General features: G+C 63.2%; 17 protein-coding genes and 1 tRNA gene. All 18 read left to right on the top strand.

Features of this window, described 5'->3' with window-relative positions:
* Positions 1 to 40: 40 nt before the first annotated feature.
* The 18 genes from ACS7SF_RS08565 to ACS7SF_RS08480 all read left to right on the top strand — a co-directional run bounded on the left by ACS7SF_RS08565 (position 41) and on the right by ACS7SF_RS08480 (position 13,975).
* Positions 41 to 397: a c-type cytochrome gene (locus ACS7SF_RS08565; RefSeq protein WP_439892535.1), complete on the top strand. Its 357-nt coding sequence runs from the start codon at positions 41 to 43 to the stop codon at positions 395 to 397.
* Positions 394 to 1,689: an FCSD flavin-binding domain-containing protein gene (locus ACS7SF_RS08560; protein WP_439892534.1), complete on the top strand. Its 1,296-nt coding sequence runs from the start codon at positions 394 to 396 to the stop codon at positions 1,687 to 1,689. The genes ACS7SF_RS08565 and ACS7SF_RS08560 overlap by 4 nt, the downstream gene beginning before the upstream one ends.
* A 117-nt stretch (positions 1,690 to 1,806) precedes the next feature.
* Positions 1,807 to 2,706, top strand: a complete 900-nt coding sequence (locus ACS7SF_RS08555; protein WP_439892533.1) for an EamA family transporter — start codon at positions 1,807 to 1,809, stop codon at positions 2,704 to 2,706.
* A gap of 418 nt (positions 2,707 to 3,124) precedes the next feature.
* On the top strand, positions 3,125 to 3,472 hold the full coding sequence (locus ACS7SF_RS08550) for a c-type cytochrome (protein WP_439892532.1): 348 nt from the start codon (positions 3,125 to 3,127) through the stop codon (positions 3,470 to 3,472).
* 8 nt (positions 3,473 to 3,480) lie between these two features.
* Entirely contained in the window at positions 3,481 to 3,951 is a 471-nt protein-coding gene (soxY, locus tag ACS7SF_RS08545; protein ID WP_439892531.1) for a thiosulfate oxidation carrier protein SoxY, read from the top strand.
* A 21-nt stretch (positions 3,952 to 3,972) separates the two neighbouring features.
* Positions 3,973 to 4,284, top strand: coding sequence for a thiosulfate oxidation carrier complex protein SoxZ (gene soxZ / locus ACS7SF_RS08540; protein WP_439892530.1), 312 nt, complete (start codon positions 3,973 to 3,975; stop codon positions 4,282 to 4,284).
* 15 nt (positions 4,285 to 4,299) lie between these two features.
* Complete coding sequence (locus tag ACS7SF_RS08535; protein WP_439892529.1) at positions 4,300 to 4,755, top strand: DsrE family protein; 456 nt, start codon at positions 4,300 to 4,302, stop codon at positions 4,753 to 4,755.
* Between the two features lie 85 nt (positions 4,756 to 4,840).
* Positions 4,841 to 5,605 (top strand): sulfur oxidation c-type cytochrome SoxA, encoded by a 765-nt coding sequence (gene soxA, locus ACS7SF_RS08530; protein ID WP_439892728.1) that lies wholly within the window; start codon positions 4,841 to 4,843, stop codon positions 5,603 to 5,605.
* Between the two features lie 21 nt (positions 5,606 to 5,626).
* On the top strand, positions 5,627 to 6,271 hold the full coding sequence (gene soxX / locus ACS7SF_RS08525) for a sulfur oxidation c-type cytochrome SoxX (protein WP_439892528.1): 645 nt from the start codon (positions 5,627 to 5,629) through the stop codon (positions 6,269 to 6,271).
* Between the two features lie 4 nt (positions 6,272 to 6,275).
* Positions 6,276 to 6,785 carry a TlpA family protein disulfide reductase gene (locus ACS7SF_RS08520; protein ID WP_439892527.1) on the top strand — a complete coding sequence of 170 codons (510 nt, stop codon included), beginning with the start codon at positions 6,276 to 6,278 and terminating at the stop codon, positions 6,783 to 6,785.
* Positions 6,782 to 8,494, top strand: a complete 1,713-nt coding sequence (gene soxB, locus ACS7SF_RS08515; protein ID WP_439892526.1) for a thiosulfohydrolase SoxB — start codon at positions 6,782 to 6,784, stop codon at positions 8,492 to 8,494. The genes ACS7SF_RS08520 and soxB overlap by 4 nt, the downstream gene beginning before the upstream one ends.
* 47 nt (positions 8,495 to 8,541) lie before the next feature.
* Positions 8,542 to 8,617, top strand: a tRNA-Ala gene (locus ACS7SF_RS08510).
* Between the two features lie 173 nt (positions 8,618 to 8,790).
* Positions 8,791 to 10,002 carry a tyrosine-type recombinase/integrase gene (locus ACS7SF_RS08505; RefSeq protein WP_439892525.1) on the top strand — a complete coding sequence of 404 codons (1,212 nt, stop codon included), beginning with the start codon at positions 8,791 to 8,793 and terminating at the stop codon, positions 10,000 to 10,002.
* A 531-nt stretch (positions 10,003 to 10,533) separates the two neighbouring features.
* Entirely contained in the window at positions 10,534 to 11,148 is a 615-nt protein-coding gene (locus ACS7SF_RS08500; RefSeq protein WP_439892524.1) for a helix-turn-helix domain-containing protein, read from the top strand.
* Positions 11,149 to 11,354: 206 nt separating this feature from the next.
* A complete protein-coding gene (locus ACS7SF_RS08495) occupies positions 11,355 to 11,645 on the top strand; it encodes a helix-turn-helix transcriptional regulator (protein WP_439892523.1) in 291 nt (96 codons plus the stop codon).
* A gap of 11 nt (positions 11,646 to 11,656) precedes the next feature.
* On the top strand, positions 11,657 to 12,037 hold the full coding sequence (locus tag ACS7SF_RS08490; RefSeq protein ID WP_439892522.1) for a hypothetical protein: 381 nt from the start codon (positions 11,657 to 11,659) through the stop codon (positions 12,035 to 12,037).
* Positions 12,038 to 12,049: 12 nt separating this feature from the next.
* Positions 12,050 to 12,331, top strand: a complete 282-nt coding sequence (locus ACS7SF_RS08485) for a hypothetical protein (protein ID WP_439892521.1) — start codon at positions 12,050 to 12,052, stop codon at positions 12,329 to 12,331.
* 147 nt (positions 12,332 to 12,478) lie between these two features.
* On the top strand, positions 12,479 to 13,975 hold the full coding sequence (locus ACS7SF_RS08480) for a YfjI family protein (RefSeq protein ID WP_439892520.1): 1,497 nt from the start codon (positions 12,479 to 12,481) through the stop codon (positions 13,973 to 13,975).
* Positions 13,976 to 14,560 lie beyond the last annotated feature (585 nt).

The following is a 14,560-nucleotide window of genomic DNA, read 5'->3' as shown; positions in this document are numbered from 1 at the left end:
GTGCTAGCGTATGACGCTTGCCCGACTCCGCAGCTCCCCAATGCCTGTCGCCCACCGTCTTGCCGCCGCGGCCCTGCTTGCGGCGCTGCCACTGGCCTATTCGGCCCACTCGGCCCATGCCGCCGATCGCCCGCCTTCCAATCTGCAGGCCCGCACGTGGGCGGCATCGTGTGCCAGTTGTCATCACGGCGATACCGCACCGGGTGCCAAGCGCACCGCGCAGACGTTGCCCCCGCTTGAGGGCCGCTCGCAGGCGGAGCTGATCGACACGCTGCAAGCCTTCCGCAACGGCACGCGCCCCTCCACGGTGATGGGGCAGATCGCACGCGGTTACGACGACACGCAGATCGCCGCCATTGCCGGCTGGCTGTCGCGCCAACAGCAGGTGGCCCCATGACGGCATCCACGTTTGCAAAGGACCGACGCACCGTATTGCGGGCGCTTGGGGCGACCGCGCTGGCAGGGCCGCTGGCCGCATGCGCTCCCCTATCGGGCACGCGTAATGCCAAGGTCGTCGTGGTCGGTGGCGGCTATGGCGGTGCGACTGCAGCCAAGTACGTACGCGTGTTTTCCGGCGGCCGCGTCAACGTGACACTGGTGGAGCCCAACGCGGCCTTCGTCTCGTGCCCGCTGTCGAATCTCGTGCTGTCGGGCGACCGTGACATGGCGTCGATCACCGTGCCGTATGACGCGCTGGTCGAGCGCCACGGCGTGCGCTGGGTGCGCGACCGCGCCTCGGCCATCGACATCGACGCCAGGCAGGTGCGACTGGCCGGGGGCGGCACGCTGGAATACGACCGGCTCATCCTCTCGCCCGGCATTGATGTTGTGCCCGGCGCGATTCCCGGTCTCGCCAATGCGGCCACCGCCGCCCAAGCGCCGCACGCCTGGAAGGCCGGCACGCAGACCCTCGCGCTGCGCCATCGGCTCGAAGCCATGCCCAATGGCGGCACGGTGGCGATCAGCATTCCGCTGGCGCCGTACCGCTGCCCGCCCGCGCCGTACGAGCGCGCGTGCCTGATCGCCCACTGGCTGCAACGCGCCAAGCCGGATTCACGCGTGCTGATCCTCGATGCGAATGACGACGTGACCTCCAAGGGCGCGCTGTTCAAGCGCGTCTGGGCGGAACGTTATCCACAGCACATCGAATATCGCCCGCAATACAACGCCGTCGACATCGATGCCACCGGCCGCGTGCTCAAGTTCGACGTGCAGGACGACGTGCAGGCGGATGTGGTCAACCTGATTCCGCCGCAGCGCGCCGGGGCCATTGCCGTGCAGGCCGGGCTGGCGACGGCCAACGGGCGCTGGTGCGAGGTGGATTTCCTGTCATTCGAATCAAAGGTGGCGCCGGGCGTGCATGTGATTGGCGATGCCATCCAGACCGCGCCGCTGATGCCCAAATCCGGCCACATGGCCAACCAGCACGGCAAGGTGGCCGCCGCCGCCGTGGTGACGATACTGGCCGGCCACGCGCCCGATGCGTCGCCGCTGTACGCCAACACCTGTTACAGCTTCACCACGCCCGACGAGGCGATGCATGTGGCGACCGTCCACCGCTACGACGCGGCCGAGCACACCATGGTGACGGTGCCCGGCGCCGGCGGGCTCTCCGATGCGCCTTCCGCCGCCGAAGGCAAGCTCGCGCAGGGCTGGAGCCGGGCGATCTGGTCGGACATGCTTGGCTAGGCACATCGGTCTCTGGGCGGCACGAACAATGCGCAAGATTGTGCAAGTCGCACGCGCTGCCCAGGCCTAGAGTGCGTCATAGGGCCGCGCGGGCGGCCCCTGACTTTGCCAATCATCATGTCTCCCAAGGATCTGCTGCTGGCCCTGCTCGTCGTGCTGGTGTGGGGCGTCAACTTCGTCGTTATCAAGGTGGGCCTGCACGGCGTGCCGCCCATGCTGCTGGGTGCGCTGCGCTTTGCGCTGGTCGCGTTCCCGGCGGTGCTGTTCGTGCCGCGCCCCAAGATTCCGCTCAAGTGGCTGGTGGCTTACGGCGCCACGATCAGCTTCGGGCAGTTCGCGTTCTTGTTCTCGGCCATGTACGTGGGCATGCCGGCAGGGCTGGCGTCGCTGGTGCTGCAGTCGCAGGCGTTCTTTACGCTGACGATTGCGGCGCTGGTGCTGCGCGAGCCGATCCGCTGGTTCCACCTGGCAGGCATGGCAGTGGCGGCGTGCGGGCTGGGCATCATCGGCATGGCGGGCAATGCTTCGGCCACAGGCATGACCACGGCGGGCTTCCTGCTGACGCTGTGCGCGGCGCTCTCGTGGGCCAGCGGCAACATCGTCACCAAACGGATTGGGACGATGTCCGGGCCGGTGAATGTCGTCAGTCTGGTGGTGTGGGGCGCCGTCATCCCGCCGATTCCGTTTGCGTTGCTGTCGCTCTGGCTGGAGGGGCCGGAGCAGATCGCGCATAGCTTGGCGAACATCAGCGCGTCGAGCATCGGGGCGATCGTCTACCTGTCGTTTGGCGCCACCATCTTCGGCTACAGCCTGTGGAGCAAGTTGCTGGCGCGCTATGCGGCCAGCCGGGTGGCGCCGCTGTCGCTGCTGGTGCCGGTGGTGGGGCTGGTGTCGGCCGCCGTGCTGTTGGGCGAGCGACTGGCGCCCGCGCAGTGGCTGGGCGGCGTCGTGGTGATGGCGGGCCTGCTGCTGAATGTATTCGGCGGCCGGCTGGCGGTGCGCCGGGCGATGGCCTGAGTCAAAGCGCCAGCGTTGGACCTAAAAGGTCCGGCAATGACCCTCAAAGGTTCACCGTCGAACCTCAAACCTCCGACGTTGGACCTAAAACACCCGACGTTGACCCTCGCAGGGTTCACGCACGCCCCAAATAGGGGCATCGCTGCTGAAAAAAGCATCAACGGCGGAGCAAAAAGACTCGCCAGTGAGGCTCTCGGGCCTCAATGCTGCTGCTTTTTTCAGCAGCGATGCCGCTTTTTTATGCACCCATGACTGTCCAAGCCTCGACGTTGATGCTTTTTGCCTCAACGCCGGGGCTTTTTGCTTGGCGCCTGGCTGCCTGACCGGCACAGGCGCGCCTAGCCGAAGCGCTTCGGGCACAATATCGGCGCAAGCGGCCCGCAACGACATGCGGGCCGCCCCTTTTTCCGGAGACCCCATGAAGTTCGCCCCCACGCTCGCCGCCGGCGCGGTGCTGGCCGGCCTGGCGCTGTCCGCCGTGCCTGCACAGGCCGCCGTTGATGCCGCCCGCGCGCAATCCCTCGCCAACCAGAACGCCTGCATGGGCTGTCACGCTGTGGACCGCAAGCTCGTCGGCCCGGCGTACCAGGATGTCGCCGCCAAGTACAAGGGCGATGCCGGCGCGCAAGCCAAGCTCATCAAGAAAGTGCGCGAAGGCGGCATGGGCAACTGGGGCCAGATCCCGATGCCGGCCAACCCGAAGATCGCCGATGCCGATCTGAAAACCGTGATCGACTGGGTGCTCGTGGGCGCCCCGGCCAAGTGAGGGACGTGATGTCGGATCCCGTGAATCTTTCCCGCCGCGACGTGTTGCGCGCGGGCGCCATGATGGCGCTGCTGGTGTCCGCCGGCATTGCCACGCCGGCACAGGCGGCGGAGTGGAACAAGGCCGCGTTCTCGGTCAAGGGCGTGAACGAGGTGCTCAAGCAACTGGGCGGCGGCGCTGTGGATAAGGCTGGTGCGGGCGTACATCTAACCGCCCCGGACATCGCCGAAAACGGCGCCGTGGTGCCGCTGGTGGCGACCAGCACGCTGCCGGGCACCGACATGATCGCCATCCTGGTGGAAAAGAACCCGAACACGCTGGCTGCCACGTTCGGCATTCCCGCCGGTACCGAGCCCTTCGTGAGTACGCGCGTGAAGATGGGCGAGACCTCGGTGGTCTACGCTGCTGTGCGCGCCAACGGCAAGTGGGTGCTGGCGAGCAAGGAAGTCAAAGTCACCCTCGGTGGCTGCGGCGGTTGAACATCAGGAAAGGAGCACACCATGGCAGACCCGATGCGCATTCGCGCAATGGAAAACGGCGGCACGACCGACGTGAAGATCCTGATGAAGCACGACATGGAAACCGGCCAGCGCAAGGATGCCGCCGGCAAACTGGTGCCGGCCTGGCACATCACCAACGTGACCGTGCAGCACAACGGCAAGACGGTGCTGGACGCGCAGTTCGGCACCGCCGTGTCGAAGGACCCGTTCCTCAATTTCAAGTTCAAGGGCGCCGCCAAGGGCGACAAGGTGACGGTCACCTGGGTCGACAACCACGGCGACAAGCGCACCGACGAAACGGCAATCCAATAAGCCCAGGAGGCCGAGATGCGACGCAGCTTTTTTCGTGTGACCGCCGCGCTGGCGGCACTGGGCGTGGCCGGCAAGGCCGCCGCGCAAACCGCGCCCCGCACAGGTGGTACGGGTGCCCGCTACAAGGTGGTCTATCAACTCAGTGAAGGCATCGACCAGGCCGTGCGCGCGATCGGCAACCTGCGCAACCACCTCAACGGCGCACCGGGCACGAAGATCGTGGTGGTGGCGCTGGGGCGTGGCATCGACTTCCTCGTCGAAGGGGCCAAGGATGCGCAGGGCCGCACGTTTGACGCGCCGGTCGCCGCGCTGGCCAGCATGGGCGTGGAGTTTCGCGTGTGCCACAACTCGCTGATGGCCTTCAAGGTGCCGGAAGACAAGCTGCTGCTCGAAGCCAAGGTGGTGCCCGCCGGCGTGGTGGAAATCACCCGCTTGCAGCAGGAAGAAGGTTTCGCTTACCTCAAACCGTAAGCGGCCCACGGAGGGGATGGTGAAACGACTCACATCGATCGCATCGATCACCGCAGCAGCGGCGGTCCTCGCAGCGGGCGCCAGCATGGTGGCCAGCGCACAGGATCAAAAAGACAGCACCGCCGCCGGCATCGCGCAGTACCGCGAGATGCTGGCCGACGGCAACCCGGCCGAGCTCTGGGAAGCCGCCGGCGAAGAACTCTGGAAGAAGCCCGCCGGCCCGAAGCAGGCCTCGCTCGAAGCGTGCGACCTGGGCCTGGGCCCCGGCGTGGTGAAGGGCGCGTACGCCAAGCTGCCGCGCTTCTTCAACGACACCGGCCGCGTGATGGACGCAGAACAGCGCCTCATGTACTGCCGCATGACGCTGCAAGGGCTGACGAAGGAGCAGGCGTCGGCCAATCCGTTCTCGTCGCCGGGCAAGCCGTCGGACATCGAACGGCTCATGGCGTACATCACCTCGGAATCGCGCGGCGCGGCCATCGATATTCCGCTCGCGCATCCTGAAGAAAAGCGCACGTACGAACTCGGCCGCCGCATGTTCTTCTACCGTGGCGGCGCGTACGACTTTGCGTGCGCGACGTGCCACGCGCAGCCGGGCCAGCGCATCCGCCTGCAGGAACTGCCCGACTTGCTGACCGCCGACGGCGCGCGCTTTGCGTATTCCACGTGGCCCGGCTACCGCGTCTCGCAAGGCGAGGTCCGCACGATGCAGCACCGCCTGTACGACTGCCTGCGCCAGCAACGCTTTCCGGAACCGCTCTACGGCAGCGAGGTGATTACCGCGCTGGAGCTGTTCCTCGCCCGCAACGCCAACGGCGGCAAGATGGACGCGCCGTCGATCAAACGCTGAGGTCAACCGACCATGCCACACATGATCCGACTGACCCTCATTGCGTTGGCACTCATTGCTGGTACCGCACACGCTGCGGATGCCGCCAAGGCCATCACCGCGCCCAAGCCCGATGCGAAGGCCGACGCGGCACTCGCCAAGGTCATCCACGAGAGCTTTGTCTCCAAGGGCCCGGCCACCGTGGAAGGCGTAACCGAGCGCGACGACGTGCAGAAGACCTGCAGCCAGTACGCGGACCGCAACGCCGTGCCCGCCGCCGTCGCAAAGACGCTGGAAGACGGCCAGATGAAGACCATCCATTACCCCACCGACGGCAAGTGGCTGGGCGATTGGAAGGAAGGCGAGAAGACAGCACAGAGCGGCCGTGGCATGCAGTTCTCCGACCCGGCTGGCGGGGCCAACGGTGCCAACTGCTACGCGTGTCATCGCCTGTCGAAGGATGAGGTGTCGTACGGCACCATCGGCCCGTCGCTGTATCAGTACGGCAAGCTGCGCGGCGATTCGGAGGCGATCCTGCGCTACACGTGGGGCAAGATCTACAACTCCAACGCCTACGCCGCGTGCTCGAACATGCCGCGTTTTGGGCACAAGGGCATCCTCACCGAGCAGCAGATCCGCGATGTGATGGCGCTGTTGTTGGACCCGGCCTCGCCAGTGAATCAATAACGCCATGCCAGCCATTCGACGGTTCGTAATGTGGGCAGCAGCGGCGATGATGCTCGCTGTTGGTGCTGCACAGGCCGTCGAAGTCGGCGATGTGGTGACGATGCCCGATGTGCAATTGCTCGACGGCACGCGTGTGCCGGGCGAGTCGTGGCGCGGGCATCCGGTCATCATCGCGACGTGGGCATCGTGGTGCCCGTTCTGCGCGCTGCAGAACCCGCGCCTGCAGAAGCTGGTCGACGCCACGCGCGGCACCGACCTGCGCATCCTTACCATCAGCATCGACGCCAACCCGCAGCTCGCGAAGGATTACGTTGCCAAGCGCGGCTTCACCTTCCCGGTGACGATGGAATCTGACGCCCTGTGCGCCGCCACCGGCCCGCGCAAGGGTTTGCCGGAGCTGCTCGTGCTCGACGCCAATGGCCGCGTGGTGCGCAAGGAAGTCGGCGAGATGCTCGAAGACGATGTGGCCGACCTCGCGCAGTACGCCCACCCGGCCCACAGCCAAAAGAAATGAACCGCCGCGAATTCGTCCAAGCCCTGGCGATTGCCGCAGCCGCCGGCCTGCGCCTGACCGACGCCCACGCCGAGTCCATCGCCTATAACGTGCCGCGTTTCGGCAACGTTCACCTGCTGCACTTCACCGACTGCCACGCGCAGTTGCTGCCCATCGAATACCGCGAGCCCAGCGTCAACCTGGGCGTGGGGCAATGGGCGGGGCAGCCGCCGCATCTGGTGGGCAACGCGCTGCTCAAGCGTTACGGCATCGCACCGGGCTCGCACACCGCACACGCGTTCACCTCGCTCGACTTCACCGAAGCCGCGCGCCGCTACGGCCGCATGGGCGGCTTTGCGCATCTGGCCACGCTCATCAAGCACCTGCGCGCCACGCGCCCCAATGCGTTGCTGCTCGACGGCGGCGACACGTGGCAGGGCTCGGCCACCTCACTGTGGACCAACGGGCAGGACATGGTCGACGCGGCCCTCACGCTGGGCGTCGACGTCATGACCCCGCACTGGGAGATGACCTACGGCGCCGACCGCGTGCGCCACGTGGTCGACCACGACTTCAAGAACAAGGTCGCCTTCGTCGCGCAGAACATCCAGACGGCGGATTTCGGCGACCCGGTGTTCGACCCTTACGTGCTGCGCGAGCTGAACGGCGTGCCGGTCGCCATCATCGGCCAGGCCTTCCCGTACACGCCCGTCGCGCACCCGGCGGACTTCACGCCCGACTGGACCTTTGGCATCCAGGAAGAACGGCTGCAGAAGATGATCGACGAGGCGCGAGGGAAGGGCGCCAAAGTGGTCGTGCTGCTGTCGCACAACGGCATGGATGTCGACCTGAAGCTGGCCTCGCGCGTGCGCGGGTTGGATGCCATCCTCGGCGGCCACACGCACGATGCGGTGCCGGCGCCGATCAAGGTCAGCAACCCGGGCGGCGTGACGCTCGTCACCAACGCGGGCGCCAACGGCAAGTTCGTCGGCGTGCTCGATCTCGATGTGCGCGGCGGTGCCGTGCAGGACATTCGCTACACGCTGCTGCCCGTGTTCGCCGATCTGCTGCCGCCCGATCCGACCATGACCGCGCTCATCGAACGTGCGCGCGCGCCGTACCGAGACAGGCTCGGTGAGACGCTCGCCACGAACCGCGGCCTGCTGTACCGGCGCGGCAACTTCAACGGCACGTTCGACCAGCTCATCGTCGATGGCCTGATGCAGGCGCAGGGCGCCGAGATCGCCTTCTCGCCCGGCTTCCGCTGGGGCACCACGCTGCTGCCCGGCGAGGCCGTCACCATGGAAGCACTGATGGCCCAGACCGCCATCACGTACCCCGCTACCACGCTCACCGAGATGACCGGCGCCACCATCAAGACCGTGCTCGAAGACGTGGCCGACAACCTGTTCAACCCCGACCCGTACTACCAGCAGGGCGGCGACATGGTGCGCACCGGTGGCCTGCGCTACACCATCGACCCGATGAAACCGATGGGCCAGCGCATCACCGACATGCGCCTGGGTGACAAGCCCATCGACGCCGACCGCCGCTACAAGGTGGCCGGCTGGGCTGCGGTGTCGCCCGAAGCACGCAAGGCCGGCGGCCGCCCCGTGTGGGATGTGCTGGCCGACTGGCTGCGCGACCAGCGCGAAGTGACGGCGCGGCCGCTGAATACGCCGCGCATCGTTGGCATGGAAGGCAACCCCGGCATGGAAAACGCGGGTTGACCCGCGATTGAAGGCGCGCCGGGACTTCGGGTAGACTTATTTTTCACGGGCCGATAGCTCAGCTGGGAGAGCGCCGCGTTCGCAATGCGGAGGTCGGAAGTTCGATCCTCCTTCGGTCCACCAAGAACACATCCAGCAGCATCTGAGATAGTCTGAAAACCCCGCAAAAATCAAGGTTTGCGGGGTTTTTTGTTTCCAGCGACGTCTGACTGGATTGATTGACATCCGGGGGCATGTGGGGGCATCGTAGGGGGCACTTTGAATGCCCCGCAGACTGATGCCCCCATGGAGATCGAATGGCCCTGACCGATGTTGAAATCCGCAACGCGCGGCCACGCGATAAGACTTACCGGCTGGCGGACGGGGCAGGCATGTACCTGGAGATATCCCCGGCAGGCGGCAAATACTGGCGACTCAAGTACCGGTTTGCCGGCAAGGAGAAACGGCTGGCGCTTGGTGTCTATCCGGAGATCAGTGCGAAGGAGGCCCGAGGGCGCCGCGATGCGGCTCGCAGGCTGCTCTTGGATGGCATCGATCCGGGTATCGAGCGCAAGGTGCAGAAGGCGGCAACGGTAGAGCGTGCCGCCAACAGCTTTGAGGCGGTGGCACGTGAGTGGTTTGCGCGACAGTCGCCGAACTGGGCAGCAAGCCATGCTGAGAAGATCATTGCCCGCCTTGAGAAGGACGTTTTTCCTTGGCTCGGTGGTCGAGCGATCGCGGAAATCAAAGCGCCTGAAGTGCTGTCGGTTCTGCGTAGGGTCGAGGCGCGAGGCGCGGTGGATACAGCGCACCGCGTCCACCAGAACTGCGGCCAAGTGCTCCGCTACGCCGTCGCTACCGGGCGTGCAGAGCGCGATGTAACTGGGGATCTTCGCGGCGCATTGCCGGTCGCTCGCCACACGCACTTCGCTTCTATCACGGATCCAACCGAGGTGGCAGGACTTCTGAGAGCGCTTGATGGCTTTAAGGGAACGTTTGTTGTCCAGTGCGCGTTGCGCCTTGCGCCCCTATTGTTTGTTCGACCAGGCGAACTTCGGACGGCGAAGTGGGCCCAATTCGATCTCGACAAAGCCCAATGGCGCTACACCGTATCCAAGACAAGGACAGAGCATCTCGTACCGCTGGCCAGTCAAGCTGTCGAGATCCTGCGAGATCTGCAAGCGCTGAGCGGGCATCTGCAGTACGTCTTCCCGGGGCGCGATCCGAAAAAACCGATGAGTGGTGCCGCCATCAACGCAGCACTGCGGCGGATGGGCTTTGATACTAAGACGGAGATCACAGGGCACGGTTTTCGTGCGATGGCGCGCACCATCCTTCATGAGCAGTTGCGCTTTCCGAGTGAGGTCATTGAGCATCAGCTCGCGCACAAGGTGCCGGATGCCTTGGGTACTGCGTACAACCGGACCAAGTTCATTGATGACCGGATCAAGATGATGCAGAAGTGGGCCGATTATCTGGATAAGCTGAAGGCTGGCGCAAAGATTATTCCTATAAACGCCGTAGGATGAGTGTCATTGGCGATGACCTGCTGATCTGGAACAAAAGGCCCGCCGCTGTCCGTCACTCGTGGCTACGGCGTGAAACTATCCGGTGTGCCCATATCGACACTGGCCTCGGTCACTCGTACCGTGTGACGACGTGTATTTCCGTCCTTATACTCAGTAAAACTGACGACACTGACATAAGGCGTACAAGTGCAAGCTCGCGTTCAGCTCCCGCCCGGCCCGCTCATCGAGTATTGGAGTTTCTGCAGGGCCATCGCCCAAGCGGTCTGCCCGGCTGGCGAACACGGTCTCGAGGGTATTGACTGCATCGTCGGAAAGTCGGCCAAGCCGAAGATGCTGAGCACGTTCAGTTCCGGAGACGGTCGCATTGTCGATCGGATCATTCCGAGTCAGGCATTCCTGAATTGGGCAAGGGTGTCGTCTGACGTTCCCCCTCTGGATGCCGAGAACGGGGCAAGGGCGTCTAAAGCTTCCTCTTCTGATGCGGAAGTTTGGTTTCCCCCCTCTAAATTGGACGGAAACGACAGGAACGTCTTGGAAGCCATGTTGCGTGACTTGCCGCCGCTGCGCTACCCGATTTCCGAGGGGGAGGCAGCGGCATTCATGGAGGCTTACCGCGATCTGCCGGAAGGGCCGTCCTGGGACCCGATCTTGGTGAAGGCGGAGGATATCGAGGAACGAAAAAGGGGGCAAGCGAGGGCCTTCGAGCGCCATCAACGAGCGCTGCAGAAGTGGTTTCGTGATGGTCGCCTGGAGGCTGTTGACACCCACCATGCTCCTGTTCCAGCACTGATAACCGGTACTTTTATTCCTCGGCATCAAGCTGTTGCATACCTAGAGCGGTGTGGCCTTGAACATTCCGATATGCGATCGAGCAAGGGTGGCAGCGATGCGGTTTCCCACGAGGACAGCCAGTCCGAACCCTCTACCGACAAACGGGCTGTCGGTGTCCCAAAGTACAGCGAAAGCAAACAAAAGCAAATTGTGGAAGAGTGTCGGCGCCTGCAGGAGAAAAAGGAGCCAGGTTTCGCCAAGAAGATCGCAAAGAAATACGGCTATAGCGAGAAGCAGCTTTACAACCTAAGAAAGAAATTTGAACAAGAAGGGCGAGAGCTGCAATCTGCTAGCAGGAGGGTCGTGAGGCCGTAGTAGTTCTGCACATTTCCGTCCCATTTCCGTCCAATTTCCGACCTGAACGTCGGCAGGCGTTGCCAGCCACGGGCAGGCGAGCATCGACAACAAGGGCTTGCTCGGAAATGCGTTTCCGATCGGACTATCTCCATCACTTTCGGCACCAGCTGGAAGCGGTGGGCGGGCTGATAGACCCGTCCATCTCAACTTTGATGGAGGACGCGATGTCTAATCAGCCTTACGAAGCCGCACAGCGGCATCCTTCCCACAAGCACTCGCCAGCGCCCGGCAACGCGTGCCAGAGCGCCCGTCAGCCCGACAAGGCGTCGCGCATTCTGCGCGTCAAGCAATTGGTCGAACGTGTGAGCCTTTCACGCGCAACGGTTTACGTGCTGATGGCGACCGACCCGACGTTCCCACGCAAAGTAAAGCTCACGGCACGTTCGATCGGATTCCTCGAATCAGACGTGGACGCCTGGATCGCCTCCCGCGCACAACTGTGCGCATCGGCGTAAGGAGGCCTGCGATGCGTAAAGCAAAAAACTCCATTTCCAACGCCTCAACCGATGTATTCGCCGACATCCTCGGCAAACTGGCTGTTCCGCCCAAGCAGACAAATGCCGAAGCAACCGGTGACGGTCAGCGCAGTGAAGGAGATGGGGCAAGCCAGCAGCAATTGATTGATGCAATCGGGGCTTGCGTCGAAGAGATTATTGACGACCAGCGCTACAGGTTCCAGCGCTGGCTCGAGGAGCATAAGGTTGAGGAGGGATTGCGCTACATGGTCATCGAGCCGCAGATACGCGCATGCGCGACGCTTCTTCAGGCTATCTTGGACCATATGCGCAATCCCAGCGGCGCTGACCAGGTGACGGCGATGAAGCGTCGTCCCCGCACGGCATCGTAAGGGGGGACCGGAATGACAACCAACGCAAACAAGCCCTCCGATCCGCTCGACCAGTTTGATGCTGAGCACATCGGCCGTGAACTCGCCGCGCTCCAGCCAAACGCACAGCAACTGAAGCGAGCGCGCTTCCTTGCTCTGTTTCCTGACATCCAGGCCGCAAAAGAACGTGGCGTGCCGGCCAAGCAGATCCTGACGAGGCTCGCGTCGAACGGGCTGAAGCTTAGCGCCGCGACATTCGGGAAGCTCTACGAAGAAGCATCGCGAGAGTCTGCGGCGACTCCACCGGCAGAGTAAGCCGATCTACCGATTGTGCATCCCGATGCAGCGTAGCGCTGCATCGGCGCTATGCCGTCGCCATCCACATTCGGCCGGCGTGTGCCTGCGGCAAAGCAGTGCACATCGCCATGCCGGCCAATTCAAACGTTATTACCGAATCCAACGATGACCGTCCCTAACCTGGCGCTTTCGAGCGCACCAGCGGTGAATACACTGCCGCCCAACCTCGCGCCATATCCGCTTGATGCATTTCATCTGGTTACCCGCAACGCCGCAGTTGAGGTTTGCGATCACGTTAAGGCGCCGCACGCCATGATCGCCCTATCGTTCCTGACAGCCATGTCGGTGGCGTGCATGGGTCTCATTAGTGTTCGCTTGCCTACCGGGCAGATACGAACCGTATCGCTCAACGCATTGACCGTTGCTGACTCCGGTGAGCGTAAGACCGCTACCGATAATCTCGTGATGGGCAAGGTGGTAGAGCGCGACGAATTGCGGACCAAAAAGTATGTGCAAGATCTTGCTGACTACGAAGCCGAAAAAACGGTGTGGGACACGGTAAAAGCCGTGTACACGGGCGACATCGCCAAAGCGATACGCAATGGTGAGTCCACCGACCTGCTTCGCGCTCGCTTGACCGACCATATCAAGTCAAAGCCCATCAAACCACGCGAGCGCCGCCTCATTCGTCAAGACATTACGGGGCGCGCCATCATCAATGCGATCGAAGGCGACCATGAACTCATCGCCTTATTGAGCAACGAGGGCGACATCGTCTTGCGCAGCAATGCAATGAAGCAAGTGGGCTTGCTCAATTCGCTTTGGGACGCTGCACCCGTCATCTCGTACGACCGTGTGCAGCAGGGGAGCATCGTCGCACGCAACGCACGAGGGACGGTATCGCTGATGGTGCAGGAACAGGTTCTCCAGGACTTCATTGAACGGCACGGCAAAGTCGTGCGCGGTTCCGGTCACTGGGCGCGTTACCTGGTTGCATGGCCGACATCGACACAGGGTTACCGCTTCATGTCGCTCTACGATTCAGCGTGGGTGCACTTACCAAAATTTCAGGAACGGATGGTCGAACTTCTTGACGAGTACGATCGTCGCCGCGAAGCCGGCAAGCTGGAGCCCGACATCATCGAATTTGCGGAAGAGGTGCGGGAGGAATGGGTCGCCGTAGCAAACACTATTGAAGGTCAACTTCAGCCGTTGCAATACTTGAGCGACGTGAAAGACTTCGCGTCCAAAGCGATGGAGATCACGGGCCGCGTTGCAGCCTTGCTTCACAAGTTCTCCGGGCAGGAAGGCAAGATTTCAATCGATACGTTCAGGCGTGCGTGCCAGATCGTGAATTGGCACCTCCACGAATTCAAACGCATCTTCGCGCCGCAGCAAGTGGTATCGCAGATTCAGGTCGATGCACGAGCGCTTGGAGACTACCTTGCGCGCACCTATGCATCGATAGGGTGGGGGCTAGCGAAAAGAAACGACGTCTTGCGAGAAGGTCCCATCCGTCCACTACGCCGCTTCGCGCTCGCCTTGAAGCACCTTGAAGTGATGGGGCACGTAACTGTGGCCAAAAATGGGACGGCGAAGAAGGCGCCTTGGCATATCTACCTCAACCCATCGGTCTTCCAAATCCGTAGCGTGCAAGCGTAAGGGGATGCCATGCTAGTCGACAAAAAGGATGGCTGGCATCTTCTTCTGTAGCACCGCAACCGCAGTTTCAGGTAATGCACGACGGGGACGAACAGTCCCCGTTCCTCATTGGTCTGTTCAATTAACGGCGATGGCAGTGCCGAGCACGTCGATGTACGGACAAATCAGGCGTCTTCCGCCGCATTCACCGTGATGCAACGAGGGGTTGTTCTCGGCAGCGCAAGGGAGCCGCGACACCGCTCAGTGAATTCTCCGCCCAGGTGTGGTCGCGCTGGCGGCATAGACGCGGCACGGCCCACAAGCCATGCCCGCGACACTGGCTGATCCTCCGCCAAACCTTTTAACCATGCTGCTGATATGCGATTCGTGCGACAAATCGCACGAATCGCATATTCCTAGGGGCTCATCTGCCTGCCGCAGCTTCAGGTCTGCCATTTTGACAGCGGAGGCGAGGGCCGTCCGCAGGGTACGACAGGGGGGGGCGCTGCGGCGCAAGGTCGGCCAGAGCGGACAGGCGGGCGGGGCTGAAAAAAAACACGTGCACGCCCTGTTGAGTTGGCGTCTCCGGCATGCATCTGTTCTCAC

Source organism: Ralstonia sp. 25C (assembly GCF_051904805.1).
GTDB lineage: Bacteria > Pseudomonadota > Gammaproteobacteria > Burkholderiales > Burkholderiaceae > Ralstonia.
This window is presented reverse-complemented; position numbering and strand designations above follow the sequence as displayed.